This is a genomic window from Streptomyces tropicalis, from assembly GCF_029269835.1.
Taxonomy (GTDB): domain Bacteria; phylum Actinomycetota; class Actinomycetes; order Streptomycetales; family Streptomycetaceae; genus Streptomyces; species Streptomyces tropicalis.
This window is the reverse complement of record NZ_JARJBB010000001.1, coordinates 615,467-631,158: the sequence shown is the minus strand read 5'-3', so window position 1 is coordinate 631,158 and position 15,692 is coordinate 615,467. Positions and strand designations below refer to the sequence as shown.

Here is a 15,692-nt window from a genome sequence, read left to right as displayed (position 1 = left end):
GCAGCGCGTCCCCCGCGGACGGTGCTCGGCGCGACGTCACGCACCACCCCCTGCCCATGTACACGCGGGGGGAATCAGTTCGGTTCCAGGGCAGGGCGGTTGACCGGGCCGGAGCGCGCCGGAGCGGGCGCAGGGCGCGGGAGGAGGAGACTCCGCCGCCCGCGCGCCCTTCGGCGGGCGCGCGGGAGCCTGCGCCGGGCGGCGGCCCGAGGGGCCGCCACGGCAGCCGCGCGGGGCGTGTCCGTCCGACGCGTCCTCATCCGACCACCGTTCGCCCGACCACCGTTCGCCCGACCACCGTTCGCCCGACCACCGTTCGCCCGACCACTGTTCGCCCGACGACTGTTCGCCGGGCGGATGTCGGCCGGGGCGCGCACCGGCGCGCACCCGCGGGCCGACGTACCCGCGGGCCGACGCGCTCGCGGACCGGGCGCGTCCACCGGGTGGCGCGCTCTCCCGCCCGCGCACCTACGCGCTCACGCACCTACGTGCCCGCGCACCTACGTGCCCGCGCACTCACGCGCCCGCGCGGCGGCGCGCCCACCCGCTCGCCGGCGCCCGGGCAGGCCGCCCCGCCCGCCGCCCCTGCGCGGCCCGGCCCCGTCCTCCGCCCCTGCGCGGGCCGGCCCCGTCCTCCGCCCCTGCGCGGCCCGGCATGCCCGCCGCCCTGCGCGGGCCTGCCCCGTCCTCCGCCCCTGCGCGGGCCGGCCCCGTCCTCCGCCCCTGCGCGGCCCGGCATGCCCGCCGCCCTGCGCGGGCCTGCCCCGTCCTCCGCCCCTGCGCGGGCCCGCCCCGCCCGCCGCCCTCGCCGAACCGGCGCGTTCACCGGGCGAAGTGCCCCCGTACCCGGTCCCCGGCCGAGGCCGGCGCCCCCAGGCGGTCCAGCCCCAGCAGCGCCGCGCCCAGTACCGGATCGGCCGTGACCACGCGCGGGACCGCCTTCGGTGCGCGCTCCGCCAGCAGGACGCGGATCCGGTCGTCCACCTGCGGGTGCCGCGCGGCCAGGACGCTGCCGCCGAGCAGGACCGGCGCCTCCTCGTCCAGCATCTCCAGCCGGGCCAGGGCCACCGACGCCATCGTCACGACCTCCTCCGCGAGCCGGTCCACGATCGCGCGCGCGACGGCGTCGCCGGACGCCGCCGTCGCGAACAGCACGGGGGCCGACTCGTGCCGCCGCCCCGGCGCCAGGCGCCCGAGGTGCAGCGCCTCGACGAGGGCGTACACGGAGTCCAGGCCGAAGTGGGCGGGCAGCGTGCGCGCCAGGTCGGTCGGGGCGCCCCGACCGTCCTCGGCGCGGGCCGCGTGCCACAGCGCCTCGTCCGCCAGTGCCCAGCCGCCGCCCCAGTCCCCGGACAGGCGGCCGAGGGCCGGGAAGCGGGCGGTGCGGCCGTCGGGGCGCATGCCGACGCAGTTGATGCCGGCGCCGCAGACCACGGCCACGCCCCGGGGTTCGGCGACTCCGGCGCGCAGCACCGCGAAGGTGTCGTTGCGGACCTCGGCCGACGCCCCCCACCCGCGGGCCCGGACCGCGTCCGCCAACTGCTCCTCCTCGACGGGCAGATCGGCGTTGGCGAGGCAGGCCGACACATGGTCGACCGAGGTGACGCCGGCCGCCGCGCACGCCCGGCCGACCGTCTCCGCCAGCGCGTCCACCGCGGCCCGCACCCCGACGGCGGGCGGCCGGAAGCCGCCTCCGCGGGCCGTGCCCAGCACCCGGCCGTCGGCCGCCACGACGGCGGCGTCGGTCTTGCTGTTGCCGGCGTCGAGGGCGAGGACGGCCGCGGTCACGCCCACGCCAGGTGCTCCCGGTTGTGGGCGATCAGCCGGTCGGTGAGGGCCTCCGCGGTCGCGTACCGGCCGACCAGGGGGTGGGCGAGCAGAGCCCGGAACACCCGCTCCCGGCCACCGTGCAGCGCCGCCCCCAGGGCCAGGTCCTCGTACGCGGTGACGTTCGCCATCAGGCCCGCGTACAGCGGGTCCACGGCGGGCACGGGCAGCGGGGCCGCGCCTTCCGGGCCCACCGCGGCCTGCACCTCGACCACCGCGTCGTCCGGAAGGAAGGGCAGAGTGCCGGAGTTGAGGGTGTTCACCACCTGGTACGGACTCCCGGTACCGCCCAGCAGGGCCGCCACCAGGTCCACCGCCGCCTCCGAGTAGAAGGCGCCGCCGCGCCGGGCGAGCAGCGCCGGCTTCTCGTCCAGGGCCGGGTCGGCGTACATCGTGAGCAGTTCGCGCTCCATCGCGGCGACCTCCGCCGCCCGGGACGGTCCGCCGCGCAGGTCGCGCACGACCTCGTCGTGCGCGTAGTAGTAGCGCAGGTAGTACGACGGCACCACGCCCAGGCGGTCCAGCAGGGACCGGGGCAGCCGCAGGTCCCGGGCGACGGCGTCGCCGTGCCCGGCGAGCAGCGCGGGCAGCACGTCCGTGCCCCCGGGGCCGCCGAGCCGCACTCCCGTCTCCCAGGTGAGGTGGTTCAGCCCCACGTGGTCCAGGTGGACGTCCCCGGGCTCGGCGTCCAGCAGCGCCGCGAACTTGCGCTGCAGGCCGATCGCCACGTTGCACAGGCCGACCGCCCGGTGCCCCGCTCGAAGCAGGGCCCGGGTGACGATGCCGACCGGGTTGGTGAAGTCGACGATCCAGGCGTCCGGGCTGGCGCGGCGCACCCGCTCGGCGATGTCCAGGACCACGGGGACCGTGCGCAGCGCCTTGGCGAGGCCGCCCGCGCCGGTCGTCTCCTGGCCGACGCAGCCGCACTCCAGCGGCCAGGTCTCGTCCTGCTCGCGGGCAGCCTGGCCCCCGACGCGGAGCTGGAGCAGCACGGCGTCGGCCCCGTCGGCACCGGCGTCCAGGTCGGAGGTGGTGACGATCCGGCAGGGGTGCCCCTGCCGGGCGAGGATCCGGCGGGCCAGTCCGCCGACCGGTTCCAGGCGGTCGGCGGCCGGGTCGACGAGGACCAGCTCCTCGACGGGGAGGGCGTCCCGCAGGCGTGCCAGGCCGTCCACGAGTTCGGGGGTGTAGGTCGACCCTCCGCCGACCACGGTGAGTTTCATGTGCGGTTCCACCCTTCACTGCGGTGAGCGGGACCCCGTCGGTGCGGCCGCGGGGGCGGGTCGGCGGGAGGTGTCGAAGACCTCGTCCCGGACCGCCACGAGCGCGCTCTCCAACGCGCCGAGCAGCACCGGGTGTTCGGTCACCTCGCCCATCAGGAGGCGGGGCCGCGGTGCGGCCAGCTCCTCCAGCTCGGACTGCACGAGGGCGCGCAGCACCTCGCCGCCCGCGGTGAGCGACTCCCCGGCGAGGACGACGAGTTCGGGGTCGACGACGCAGACCAGGGCGGCCAGGCCGGTGGCCAGCCGGGTCGCGTACGTTCGCAGCAGCTCGCGGTGCGGCCCGTCCGTGCGGTCCGCGGCGCGGGCCACGAGGGCCGCGGCGGCCCCCGGCCGGGGCCGGGCGGGGACGTCCGGGACGCCCAGCTCGCGGGCCAGCGCCAGCAGCGCCCGGGAACCGGCCAGTTCCTGGAAGCCGCCGCTGCCGGCCCGGCCCACCCCGCGGACCAGGGGGGCGCCGGGCACGGGCAGGAAGCCGACCTCGCCGGCGCCGCCGGTCCAGCCGCGGTGCAGCCGGCCGCCGAGCACGAGGGAGGCGCCCAGCCCCTCCTGGTTCCACAGCAGGACGACGTCCTCGTGGCCGCGGGCGGCACCGAGGCGCTGCTCCGCGACGGCGGCGAGGTTCACGTCGTTCTCGTGGTCGACCGGCATCGGCAGCGCGGCGGCGAGTTCGTCGAGCAGGGCGGGGGAGTGCCAGCCGGGCAGGTGCGAGGCGTAGCGCAGCCGCCCGGTGCCCGGGGCGAAGGCGCCGGGCGTGCCGACGACGAGCCGGCGGACGTCGCCGCGGGCCAGTCCCGCCTCCTGCAGCGCGCCGTCCAGGGCCTCGGAGACCTGCCGGACGGCGGACGAGGACGAGGGGGCGGCCGCGTCCGGCCGGGGTGGGCGGCCGGCGGACCGGGACCGGCCCGGCGTGGACAGGGTGTACGTGCCGACGGTGCGGCCGGTGACGTCGGCGACGGCGGCGTGGATGCGGCCGGGGGCCACGTCCAGTGCGGCGGCGTGGGCGGCGGCCGGGTCGATGGCGTAGAGCCGGGCGCCGGGTCCCGGACGCCCCGCGCTGGTGCCGGTGGCCCGGACCAGTCCGGCCGCCTCCAGCCGGGCCAGCAACTGCGAGGCGGTCGGCTTGGACAGGCCGGTGAGGCGGCCGATCCGGGTGCGGGACAGCGGGCCGTGCTCCAGGAGCAGGTCGAGGGCGGCGCGGTCGTTCATGGCGCGCAGAACGCGCGGGGTGCCGGGCGTGCCGGCCGGTCCGGCCATCGTGCGGTGACACCTGCCCCTCGCCGTCCGCCGTCCGGCGGGACCGGCCCGAAGTCCGCCGCGGGGCGGCGGACTCCCGTGCCTCCGCCCACTGTCAGGAAGGTTTCCTGTTCGGCTGGGAGGACGGTAGGCCCGTGGCTGAGGGGTCGTCAACAGGCGGCGCCCCCGCGGGCGACGGGGTCGTCACCTGCGGGGGCGCGGGCCGGTTGCGGGGCCGGCGGCTACTTCGCGGGCCCCGGGCGCTGCGCCGTGAGCGGCGTGGCCGCCTCGGCCTGCGGGGAGGCGGCGTTGGAGTACACCGAGGGTGCGGCCACCGCCGCCGTCGGGTCGGGCTCGTCCTCCTCCACAGGGGCGGTGGCGCCGCCGACGATGCGGATGTCCGCCGCGTCGAAGGCGCGCTTGATCCGCCAGCGCAGCTCCCGCTCGACCGCGAGGGCCTTGCCCGGCATGGTCCGGGCGGAGACGCGGACCACCATCGAGTCGAGCAGGACGCTGTCCAGGCCGAGGACCTCGATCGGGCTCCACAGGAGCTCGTTCCAGGGCTCCTCCTTGCTCATCGTCGCGGCGACCTCGTCCAGCGTCTCCTTCAGCCGGTCCAGGTCCTCCGCGGCCCGGACGGTCACGTCCACGCCCGCCGTCGCCCAGCCCTGCGACAGGTTGCCGATCCGCTTGACCTCGCCGTTGCGCACGTACCAGATCTCGCCGTTGTCGCCGCGCAGCTTGGTCACGCGGAGCCCGACCTCTATCACCTCGCCGGAGGCGATGCCCGCGTCGACCACGTCGCCGACGCCGTACTGGTCCTCCAGGATCATGAAGACGCCGGACAGGAAGTCGGTGACCAGGTTGCGCGCGCCGAAACCGACGGCCACACCGGCGACACCGGCGGACGCCAGCAGCGGGGCCAGGTTGATCTGGAAGGCGGACATCACCATCAGCGCCGCGGTGCCGAGGATCACGAAGCTCGCCACCGAGCGCAGCACCGAGCCGATCGCCGAGGAGCGCTGGCGGCGCCGCTCGGCGTTCACCAGCAGACCGCCCAGCGCCGTGCCGTTCGTGCCCGGGGACGTGCGGTTCATCCGGTCGATGAGCTTGGTGATCGCCCGGCGCACCGCGACTCTCAGGACCCCGGCGATCACCAGGATCAGCAGGACCTTCAGGCCGATCGCCAGCCATGTGGACCAGTTCTGCTCGACCCAGCTCGCGGCGTTCGTCGCGCTCTCCTGGGCGTCCTGGAGCGTGGGGACCGTCTGGGTCGGCGTCCCGGACGGGGACGGCGACGGCGACGGACCGGCGGCCAGCAGGACGGCGGACAAGGACACGGCAGGTACCTCCAGGGTGCGTTCCGCCCGCCGGTGCTGCGGTCAATATCGTCTGGGTCACGAAAAGGTCACCGGACGGGGCAGACCCCCCACAGTAACGGGGCGTGGTGTGTGGATCCGCGTGAAGTTCCGGGGAGATCCGCCACGAGGCGCGCCCCACCCCGCTGAACAGGCCGTGTGAAGGGGGCGCCCCGCGGGGGATGCATCAGGTGTGGTCGAAAACACTCCCAGCCCGTTACCGGGACATGGTGGCGCTTCCACCAGGCATGAGGGGAGACTGGCTGCAGATCGTCCCGGCGCGAGCCACGCGCCGCCGGCGTACAAGGAGGCATCCGTGCCGCATGTCCTGGTCCTCAACGCGTCGTACGAGCCCCTCGGCGTCGTACCGCTCCGCCGCGCGCTCGTCCTCGTCCTGGAGAACAAGGCCGTCTCCCTCGAGGAATCCGGCGCCTTCCTGCACAGCACCACCGTCACCGTCCCCGCACCCAGCGTGGTCCGGCTCAAGCGTTTCGTCCGGGTGCCCTACCGCGGCCCCGTACCTCTGACCCGGCGGGCGCTCTTCGCCCGCGACGGGGGCCGGTGCATGTACTGCGGTGGCGTCGCCACCAGCGTCGACCACGTCGTCCCCCGCTCCCGCGGGGGCAAGCACGTCTGGGACAACGTGGTGGCCTCCTGCCGCCGCTGCAACCACGTCAAGGCCGACCGCCACCTCGTCGAGCTGGGCTGGCGCCTGCGGCACAAGCCCGCCCCGCCCGCCGGCCTGGCCTGGCGCATCATCGGCACCGGCCATCGCGATCCGCGCTGGCTGCCCTACTTGCAGCCGTACGGCGCGGACGACGCGCTGGCCCGGATCGACGGCATCTCCGCCTGAGGGTCCGGGCCTTCGTCCGGCCCGGCCCGCAGGGGCGCCTCAGGTGCCCGGGAGCGCCGGACCGCGGGCGTGCCCGGCGCGCGGCCGGCCCAGGAGGAGCGGGCCGCGGCACGCGCTCAGTCCGCGACCGCGTACGCCTCCACCGACCACAGGGAGTAGCCGTACGGCGTGGCCCGCCTCTCGCCCTGGATGCGGACGTAGCGGACGTCCTTCTCGTCCATGCGCAGGGACTCGCGGCCGCCGTGGCCGTCGCGGACGGAGGCGGCCGTGCGCCAGCGGCGGCCGTCGGGGGAGACCTGGACCCGGTACGCGGCCGCATAGGCGTCCTGCCAGTGCAGGACGACCTGGCCGAGCCGGACGGGGCGGGCCAGCTCCACCTGCCACCAGGCGCCGTCGTCGGCGGGGGACGACCAGCGGGTGCCGGTGGTGTCGCCGTCGTTCGCCGCGGACGCCGGGAAGTCGGCCGTCTCGTCGCCCGAGGAGCTCGCCGTGCCCGTACGGGCGGCGTCCGGGCCCGCGGTGCGGGGGAAGGCGCGCAGCGTGAGCGTGCGGGTCGTCCCGCCGAAGGAGAGCCGGACCTCGTACGGCCGCGACGGCGTGTGCGCCGGCACGGTCACCTCGACCGGGACGGTCACCGCGGTGCCGCGCGGCACCGTCGGCGCCACGGCGGGCACCCGCACGTGGACGCCCTGCGGGGCCCGCACGGTGAGCCGGCCGCGCACGTCGGCCGGGCGCTGCGCGGTCAGCCGCACGGACAGTCTCTCGGTGCCGCCGATCTCCGCGTCCGCGACCGCGCCCGGCAGGTCCATGCGGACGGCGGGGGAGTCGGCGAACCAGGGCACCAGATGGCGTACCCGCCCGGAGTCCGCGCCGGTCACCCGGACCGCGTCGGCCTGCGTGCCGGCGACCGCGGCGGGGGACGGCACCAGGGCCGGCGGGTGGGTCACGGGGTCCGCGGGCGGCGGCGTGCGGGGCACGAGCGCCGGGGGGTGCGTCACCGGGTCGGGCGACGGCGGCTGCCCGACCGTCAGCTCCGTCGCGCCGCGGTCCGCCAGCGGCCCCAGCCGGCACCAGCCCTGCCCGGGGACGTGCACCTCGACGTCCCCGCGGGTCCCCGGGTCCGCCAGCACCGACACGGCGGCCAGGGGCCGGGCGTGCGGGAAGCGCACGAGGCTCCCCTGCGCGGCGCCCGCGGCCGGTTCCTGCGCCAGGCCCGCCCAGGTCTCGTAGGCCGTCCGCGCGCGGTCGAGGAAGGGGTCCAGGACGCCCTCCCCGACCGTGACCCCGCCGCGCCGCAGTCCGGTGCGCAGCCGCTCCAGCGCCCGGTACGCCGTCCACGCCGCCGCGGCGTCGCCGGAGCGCTGGGCGCGGAGCATGTCCAGGGCGGTCGTGCCCGCCTCGCCGTAGCGCGCCGCCTGCGCCGACCAGGGCGCGACCTCCGCCGCCAGGCCGCGGTCGCCGGCCAGCCGCGACGGCAGCTCCCGCAGGACCTCGAAGGCGGACCGCAGCCGCCGCTCGGCCGTCCGGTCCGCGGCGGCGCCGGTGCCCTCGCGGGCCCGCCACAGGTCCGCGATCAGCGGGCGCAGATACGCCGACTCGGTGCCGCCGAGCACCGACGACGCGTCGTTGCCGGCCAGCGCCGACAGCGCCTCGGCGCGCCGTCCGTCGCCCGCCGCCAGATCGGCGACCGCCGCCCGCCAGGACTCCTCCGGGCGGTAGTCCCGCGGGTTCCAGGCGTAGTCCGCCGCCGTGAACAGCGGGATGCGGGAGGCCTCAGCCTGCTCCATCGCGTTGGCGAGGAGTCCCGCCGACCCGCTCGCCACGGCCGGCTCACGGCCCGTGTAGGGGCCGAGGAAGATGCGGTCCTCGGCGTAGTCGTTCACCGGGTAGTTGTCCATGGTCACCAGCGGGTGCCCGAACGCGTCCCGGGCCTCGGCCAGCTCGCCCCCGGTGATGGTCCGCGGCACCACGCCCACGCCGGTCCAGGCCACCTGCACGCTCTCGTCCAGGGCGCCGGCCAGGGTGGTGCGGTAGGGCGTCGCGCCGTCCTCGTAGTACTCGGTCGGCATCAGGGACAGCTGCGCGGCCTCGGGGTGGCGCTCCGCCAGGTACCGGGCCACCGTGTTCGCCACCTGCGCCTGCGCCCGGGCCGCCGCCTCGGGACCCGACCCGAACCGGGCCGGGTCCGCCGTGCAGTGCCACTCGCTGTAGCTGACGTTCTGGAACTGCAGCTGGAAGGCGCGGAAGCCGAGCGCCCACATCGCGTCCAGCTTCCGGGTCAGCGCCCGTGTGTCCGCGTCCGAGGCGAAGCACAGCGACTGGCCCGGGGCGACCGCCCAGGCGAGGGTGACGTGGTTGCGCCGCGCCCGCTCGGCCAGCTCCCGGAACGCCGCCCGCTGCCCCGCCGGGTACGGCTCGCGCCAGCGCTCCTGCCGGTAGAGGTCGTCGCCCGGGGCGTAGAGGTAGCGGTTCTGCTTGGTGCGGCCCATGAAGTCCAGCTGCCCGAGCCGCTGGGCCTGCGTCCAGGGGGTGCCGTAGAAGCCCTCGGTGGTGCCGCGCACGGCGGTGCCGGGCCAGTCGCGGACGGTCACGCCGGGCAGCGACCCGTCCGGGCGGACCAGCTGGCGCAGCGTCTGCACCGCGTGGAACAGGCCGTCCCGGCCCGCCCCGGTGAGCGCGACCGCACCGTGGCCCGATCCCCGGCCGACGGTGAGCAGATAGCCGCCCGCGGGCAGTGCGTGGTGCGGGTCGCCGTGCGGGAGTTCGGCGCCCGCCCGCACCACCAGGGCGTCCGCGGGCACGGGGTCCGTCGCCACGAGGTCCGTGACCGTCCGGGCCCCGGCCCGGCGCAGCAGGTCGCGCAGCGCCTCCAGGGCGTACGGGTCCGTCCCCGGGTCCGCGACCAGGGCCACCCGGCCGGGCACCCGGACCGGGCCGCCGGTCGTCCGCAGCGACTGCGGGCGCGGCCAGACGGCGACCCCGGCGGAGGACACGGGGGCGGAATCCGAAGAAGTGGGCGTGTCCGGGTGTGCGGGCCCGGTGCCCGGGTACGCGGGAGCCGCGACGGCCGCCGGACCGGCGCCCAGGGTTCCTGCGAAAACGGCGAACGCCAGGGCCGCCGCTCCCTTTCCGCGCCGAAGCTGCACGGACCCCCTCCTCGTCGTCGGCCCCCCCGGGGCGGTGCGAAGAACAACGAGCCCACCATCCGGGCGAACAGGTGTCAACGAGAGTGGCCGGAGTGCCGATTTTGCCCCACCCTGAAGCGAGCGGAATGTGACCAGAGGCACGTTCTCGGCCTTTCTGCGTCTGCCTTCGCGCGCACGGGGTAGGGCTGCGGTAATCCACCGATCGCCGCACTCGACAAGGAGGCCCCCGTGGCCGCACCGGCACAACTTCTGCTCCCGGCCCTGTCCAAACCCGCCGCGGATCCGTCCGCCGCAGATCTCGACCTGTCCGCCTTCAGCACGCAGGGCACGGGCGCCGAGGCCCCGCTGACCAGCGAGCCGCCGCTGCCCGACGCCGAACCCCTGACCAGCGAGCCGCCGCTCGCCGAGGCCTCGCCCCTGACCAGCGAGTCCGCCCCCGACTTCTCGGACCCGCTCGGAGCCGAGCCCCTCCCGGCCGACGCGGACCCCTCCGGCGCGCATCCCTCCCCCGCGAAGAGGTAGACGACGCAGATGACGGCGCCACGGCCGGCCTTACCCTCACCCGAGGACCTGACCCGCCTCGCCGAGCTGCACGGCGTGGCCACCTCCTACAGTCCCTCGCCGGGCCGGACGGTCGCGGTCTCCGCCGCCGCGGTCGTCGCCGCCCTGGCCGCCCTCGACGTCGACGCGAGCACACCCGAGGCCGCCCGCGCCGCCCTCACCGCCGGTGAACGCGCCCTCACCGGCCGCCTGCTGCCCCCGACGGTGGTCCTCTGGACCGCCGCGCCCGCCCGGAGCGCCCTGCCCGGGGCCGCGACGGCGCCGCCCGCGCCCGTGACCGCGGCGCCCGGGGCCCCGACCGCGGCACCCCCGGCCCGCACGGTGGCCGCGGGGTCCTCGACCGCAACCGTGACCGCGGGGTCCGGCCGGGCGGACGGCGGTCCCCGGGAGACGGGGACGCCCCCCGCCGTGGCCGCGCTGCCGGCCGGCACCCGGCTGGCCGTCGAGACCGAGCAGGGGTACGTCCTCTCCTCCGCCGACGGCCTCCCCCCGGGCCTCCCGCCCGGCGTCCACCGGCTGACCGCCACCGCTCCCGACGGCCGCACCGGACAGGCCCACCTCGTCGTCGCACCGCCCCGGCTGCCCACCCCGCCGGGGCGGTCGTACGGCCTCCTCGTCCAGCTGTACTCCCTGCTCTCGCAGCGCTCCTGGGGCATGGGCGACCTCGGCGACCTCGGCGAGCTGACCGCATGGGCCGGCCGGACGCTCGGCGCCGGATTCGTGCAGGTCAACCCCCTGCACGCGGCCGTCCTCGGAACCCCCACCGACCCCTCCCCGTACCGGCCCTCCTCCCGCCGCTTCCCCGACCCCGTGCATCTGCGCGTCGAGGACGTCCCGGAGTACCCCCACGTCGAGGACCGCGAGCGGCTGCACGCCCTGCGGGAACGCGCCGCACGGCTGCGCACCGGGGTGCTCGGCGAGGGCGCGCTGATCGACCGCGACGCGGTCTGGGCGCTCAAGCGCGAGGCGCTCGACCTGGTCGCCCGGGTCCCGCTCGGCCCCGGCCGCAGCGCCGCCTACGCCGCCTTCCTCGCGGAGGAGGGCCGGGCGCTGGAGGACCACGCCACGTGGTGCGCCCTCGCCGAGGTCCACGGCTCCGACTGGCACGCCTGGCCCGCCGCGCTGCGGGACCCGCGCTCCCCGCAGACCGCCCGCGCCCGCGCCGACCTGCGGGACCGCGTCGAACTCCACCGCCGCCTCGCCTGGCTCACCGACACCCAGCTCACCGCCGTGCAGCGCACCGCGCGCGAGGCGGGCATGCCCGTCGGCGTGGTGCACGACCTGGCCGTGGGCGTGCACCCCGGCGGCGCCGACGCCTGGGCACAGCAGGACCACTTCGCGGCCGGCATGTCGGTCGGCGCCCCACCGGACGCCTTCAACGCCCGCGGCCAGGACTGGGGCTTGCCGCCGTGGCGCCCCGACCGCCTCGCCGCTTCCGGCTACGCGCCCTTCCGCCGCCTGCTGCGCGCCCTGTTCCGCTACGCGGGCGCCCTGCGTATCGACCACGTCATGGGCCTGTTCCGCCTCTGGTGGGTCCCGCAGGGCGAGCCGCCGACCCGGGGCACCTACGTCCGCTACGACGCCGAGGCCATGCTGGCGGTCCTGGTCCTGGAGGCGTCCCGGGCCGGAGCGGTCGTGATCGGCGAGGACCTGGGCACCGTCGAACCGGGCGTGCGCGAGACCCTCGACCGGCGCGGGGTGCTCGGCACCTCGGTGCTGTGGTTCGAGCGGGACTGGGAGGGCGACGGCCGCCCCCTTCCGCCGGAGCGGTGGCGCGCCGACTGCCTGGCCACCGCCACCACCCACGACCTGCCCTCCACCGCGGCCCGGCTCACCGGCGACCACGTCGCCCTGCGCGACCGCCTCGGCCTGCTCACCCGCCCCCTCGCGGACGAACAGGCGGAGGCGGCGGCGGACGTGCGGGAGTGGCTGGGGCTGCTGCGGGAGCTGGGACTGCTGGGGGACGCGGGTGCGGCCCCGGGCCCGGCCGCGGGCGCCTCGGCCCTGAACGCGGGCCCCTCGGCCCTGCACGCGGGCGCCTCGGCCCTGCACGCGGGCGGAGGCCCGGCCCGGGCGCCGTCGGCGGAGGAGGCCGAGATCCAGGCGCTGCACCGCTTCCTGCTGCGCACCCCCGCCCGGATGGTCGGCCTCTGGCTGCCCGACACCGTGGGCGACCGCCGTCCGCAGAACCTCCCCGGCACGTGGGACCAGTACCCGAACTGGCGGCTGCCCGTCGCCGACGCGGAGGGCCGCCCGGTCACCCTGGAGCAGCTCGCCGCCTCCCCGCGGCTGCACGCGCTGACGGAGGTGCTGCGCACCGGGCTGCGGGCCGCCCCCGCCGTTCCGGCCGCGGCCACCCCGGTTGAGGTTCCGGCCGCTCCCGACGCCGTCCCGGCCGCTCCCGACGCCGTCCCGTCCGGCCCGGGCAGCTTCCCCGCCGGCCCGGGCGGCGCCCCGTGAACGGGGGAGACCGGCTGCCCCGGGCGATACGGCACCCCGGACGCGCGGCCGGTTCCGGCGTTCGCTACTTTTGCACCGTGGACAAGAAGAACGCCCTGCGCGCCGGCGCCCTGGCCGCCGGTACGACGCTGATGATGCTGCTCATGTCGTCCCCCGCCCTCGCGCTGACCCGCGACGACGGCGACGACCCCGGTCCGGGCCTGAGCGTCGTCCAGACGCTGGGGCTCTTCGTCGTCGCCCCGATCGTGCTCTTCGTGGTGATCGCCGGCCTGGTCATGGTGCTGGACAAGTCCCGCAAGACGCAGAAGGGCGCCGGCCGCAGCGTCGAGGCCAAGGCCAAGGCCTGACCGGCCCCACCGGCCCGTCCGCCGCGGCTCCGACCGCACCGGACGGCCGCGGCGGTACGCCCGCCGCGCTCTGACACCGAGGGCGCCGGCCCCGCCCCCGTACGCGCACCGCCGTACGGGGGCGAGGCCGGCGCCCTCGCCGTTCGCCCCCCCGCGCCGCTGTGACGGCCCCCGGGCCGTCCGCACCGGCTCCTGCCTCCCCGCACCGCCCGCGCCGTCCGTGTCACCCGGCGCGCCCGCGTCGCCCCGTGCCGCCCGCACCGCCCCCGGCTCACGGGCTCGGTGCCGTCAGGTACCTCTGGAGTGTGGGGCCCAGCCAGGCCACGACCTCCTCGGGGGCCAGTTCCACCGCCGGGGGCAGCCGCAGGACGTACCGGGTCAGCGCCAGCCCGAGCAGCTGTGCCGCGCACAGGGCGCTGCGCGTCGGGACCTGCTCGGGGTCCGGGCACACCAGCCGGGTGACCGGGAGCAGCTGGTCCCGGAACACCGACCGCATCCGCTCCGCCCCCACCGGGTTGGTCACCCCCACCCGCAGCATTGCGGTCAGCTCCCCGTTGTCCTCCCACAGGCCGAGGAAGTGCGCCACCAGCGCCCGGCCGACCTCCTCGCGGGGCAGCGCCGCGATGTCCGGCAGCCGCAGGTCGACCGCGACGGCCGTGGCGAACAGGGCCTCCTTGTTGCCGAAGTACCGCATGACCATCGACGGGTCGATGGACGCGTCCCGGGCGATGGCCCGGATGGTGGCGCGGTCGTAGCCGTCGGCGGCGAAGCGGGCCCGTGCCGCGTCGAGGATGGCGGCGCGCGTGGCGTCGGAGGAGCGGCGGGAGGGGCCGGGAGTGGCCCCCGGGGCGGAATCCAGCATGCCTACAACCGTAGGCCAACATGCGTAGGCCAACAAGCGTTGACATCTCCGCCGGAGCGGGTCTACGTTGGTCAACGAGTGTTGGTCAACAGGTGTTGGCCAGCGTGCGTCGGCTTGTCAGGAGGCTTCCCATGACCGGCATCACCGGCAGCTCCACCCCCGCCCACGCCCCCGACCCGGCGTCCGTGACCGTCGTCGGCGCCGGACCCACCGGCCTGCTCCTGGCCGGCGACCTCGCCGCCGCCGGCGTCCCCGTCACCCTCGTCGAGAAGCGGCCGCAGGGGATCAGCAACCTCTCCCGCGCCTTCGTCCTGCACGCCCGCAGCCTCGAACAGCTCGACGCCCGCGGCCTCGCCGACGACCTGGAGTCCGTCGGCCGTCCCCTCGGCCGGCTCGAGCTCTTCGGTGGTTCCTTCCTGGACCTCACCGCGCTGCCCTCCCGCTTCCGGCACGTCCTGGTCCTCCCGCAGTACGAGGTCGAGGAGGTCCTGCTGCGGCGCGCGATCAAGGCCGGCGTGGACCTCCGCCACGAGACCGAGGTGACCGGGCTGACCCAGGACGCGGACGGTGTGACGCTCGGCCTCCGCGGGCCCGGCGGCCGTCCCGACTCGCTGCGTGCCGGGTACGTCGTCGGTACGGACGGGATGCGCAGCGCGGTGCGCCGGGCGATCGGGCTGCCCTTCCCGGGCCGTTCGGTGATCCGCTCCGTGGTCCTCGCGGACGTGCGGCTCGCCGAGCCGCCGGAGACCCTGCTCACCGTCAACGCCGTCCGCGGGGCCTTCGCCTTCCTCGCGCCCTTCGGCGACGGCTACCACCGGGTCATCGGCTGGCGCCGCGGCCACGAGGCGTCCGAGCGGGAACCGGTCGGCCTCGACGAGGTCAGGGAGATCACCCGGCTCGCCCTCGGCCGCGACTTCGGCATGCACGACGCGCGCTGGATGTCCCGCTTCCACAGCGACGAACGCCAGGCGCCCGCCTACCGCGTCGGCCGGGTGCTCCTCGCCGGGGACGCCGCCCACGTCCACAGTCCGGCCGGCGGCCAGGGCATGAACACCGGCCTGCAGGACGCCGCCAACCTCGGCTGGAAGCTCGCCCAGGTCGCCCGCGGGCACGCCCCGGACGCGCTGCTCGACACCTACCAGGACGAACGCCACCCCGTGGGCAGGTCGGTGCTCCGCAGCAGCGGCGGCATCATCCGCCTGGCGATGGCCGCGAACCCGGTGACGCTGGCGCTGCGGGCCGGGCTCGTCACCCTCCTGGCCGGGGCCTCCCCCGTCCGCCGTGCGATGATCGGCCGGATCACCGGCCTCGGCTACCGGTACCCGGCCCCCCGCGGCGCCCACCGCCTCGCCGGCACCCGCGTCCCCGACGTCGCGCTCGCGGGCGGCGGCCGGCTCTACGAGGCCCTGCGCGGCGGGCGGTTCGTGCTGATCGGCCCGCGATCCCACGACGTCCGGCCGGACCGCGCCGGGCGGCTGACCGCGGCCCGCTGGGCGAGCGGCCGCCGCACGACGGTGCTGGTCCGCCCCGACGGCTACGTCGCCTGGGCCGCCGACTCCGCCGACCCGGCCGCCGTCGAGGCCGCCCTCGACACCCACCTGGGCTGAGCCGGCCCGCCCGGCCGGCGCGGCACGGACGGGAACGCGCCGCGGACCGACGAGAACGGGCCCCGTACGCGATGAGTACGGCGGCCGAGGCCAGTCTTCAGGTACGGGACGTCGACGTCCCCGCCATGACCGGCCGGCTTCACCGACCTCCAGGA

Annotated in this window: 11 protein-coding genes; 5 read left to right on the top strand and 6 right to left on the bottom strand. The window is 77.1% G+C overall.

Annotation, left to right across the window (positions count from 1 at the left end; translation table 11 throughout):
- Window positions 1-822: 822 nt before the first annotated feature.
- The 4 genes from P3H78_RS02775 to P3H78_RS02760 form a co-directional block, all read right to left on the bottom strand.
- The gene (locus P3H78_RS02775; RefSeq protein WP_276107090.1) at window positions 823-1,794 is read right to left on the bottom strand and encodes an N-acetylglucosamine kinase; all 972 of its coding nucleotides are present in this window, start codon (window positions 1,792-1,794) and stop codon (window positions 823-825) included.
- The gene (locus P3H78_RS02770) at window positions 1,785-3,050 is read right to left on the bottom strand and encodes a 6-phospho-beta-glucosidase (protein ID WP_276107089.1); all 1,266 of its coding nucleotides are present in this window, start codon (window positions 3,048-3,050) and stop codon (window positions 1,785-1,787) included. The genes P3H78_RS02775 and P3H78_RS02770 overlap by 10 nt, the downstream gene beginning before the upstream one ends.
- 15 nt (window positions 3,051-3,065) lie before the next feature.
- Entirely contained in the window at window positions 3,066-4,364 is a 1,299-nt protein-coding gene (locus P3H78_RS02765) for an ROK family transcriptional regulator (protein ID WP_276107088.1), read from the bottom strand.
- Between the two features lie 221 nt (window positions 4,365-4,585).
- A complete protein-coding gene (locus P3H78_RS02760; protein WP_276107087.1) occupies window positions 4,586-5,683 on the bottom strand; it encodes a mechanosensitive ion channel family protein in 1,098 nt (365 codons plus the stop codon).
- A gap of 334 nt (window positions 5,684-6,017) precedes the next feature.
- On the opposite strand from P3H78_RS02760, the gene P3H78_RS02755 reads away from it, so the two are divergent.
- Entirely contained in the window at window positions 6,018-6,554 is a 537-nt protein-coding gene (locus P3H78_RS02755) for an HNH endonuclease (protein ID WP_276107086.1), read from the top strand.
- 116 nt (window positions 6,555-6,670) lie between these two features.
- Here P3H78_RS02755 and P3H78_RS02750 read toward each other — a convergent pair whose 3' ends face one another.
- Window positions 6,671-9,700, bottom strand: coding sequence for a glycoside hydrolase family 84 protein (locus P3H78_RS02750; protein WP_276107085.1), 3,030 nt, complete (start codon window positions 9,698-9,700; stop codon window positions 6,671-6,673).
- Window positions 9,701-9,928: 228 nt separating this feature from the next.
- On the opposite strand from P3H78_RS02750, the gene P3H78_RS02745 reads away from it, so the two are divergent.
- The 3 genes from P3H78_RS02745 to P3H78_RS02735 all read left to right on the top strand — a co-directional run bounded on the left by P3H78_RS02745 (window position 9,929) and on the right by P3H78_RS02735 (window position 13,068).
- Window positions 9,929-10,222, top strand: a complete 294-nt coding sequence (locus tag P3H78_RS02745) for a hypothetical protein (protein WP_276107084.1) — start codon at window positions 9,929-9,931, stop codon at window positions 10,220-10,222.
- Window positions 10,223-10,231: 9 nt separating this feature from the next.
- Window positions 10,232-12,721 carry a 4-alpha-glucanotransferase gene (malQ, locus tag P3H78_RS02740; RefSeq protein WP_276107083.1) on the top strand — a complete coding sequence of 830 codons (2,490 nt, stop codon included), beginning with the start codon at window positions 10,232-10,234 and terminating at the stop codon, window positions 12,719-12,721.
- 77 nt (window positions 12,722-12,798) lie between these two features.
- Window positions 12,799-13,068 carry a hypothetical protein gene (locus tag P3H78_RS02735; protein ID WP_276107082.1) on the top strand — a complete coding sequence of 90 codons (270 nt, stop codon included), beginning with the start codon at window positions 12,799-12,801 and terminating at the stop codon, window positions 13,066-13,068.
- 271 nt (window positions 13,069-13,339) lie between these two features.
- On the opposite strand, the gene P3H78_RS02730 is transcribed toward P3H78_RS02735, so the two are convergent.
- On the bottom strand, window positions 13,340-13,930 hold the full coding sequence (locus tag P3H78_RS02730) for a TetR/AcrR family transcriptional regulator (protein WP_276107081.1): 591 nt from the start codon (window positions 13,928-13,930) through the stop codon (window positions 13,340-13,342).
- A gap of 131 nt (window positions 13,931-14,061) precedes the next feature.
- On the opposite strand from P3H78_RS02730, the gene P3H78_RS02725 reads away from it, so the two are divergent.
- A complete protein-coding gene (locus tag P3H78_RS02725) occupies window positions 14,062-15,537 on the top strand; it encodes an FAD-dependent monooxygenase (RefSeq protein WP_276107080.1) in 1,476 nt (491 codons plus the stop codon).
- The last annotated feature ends 155 nt before the right edge of the window (window positions 15,538-15,692 follow it).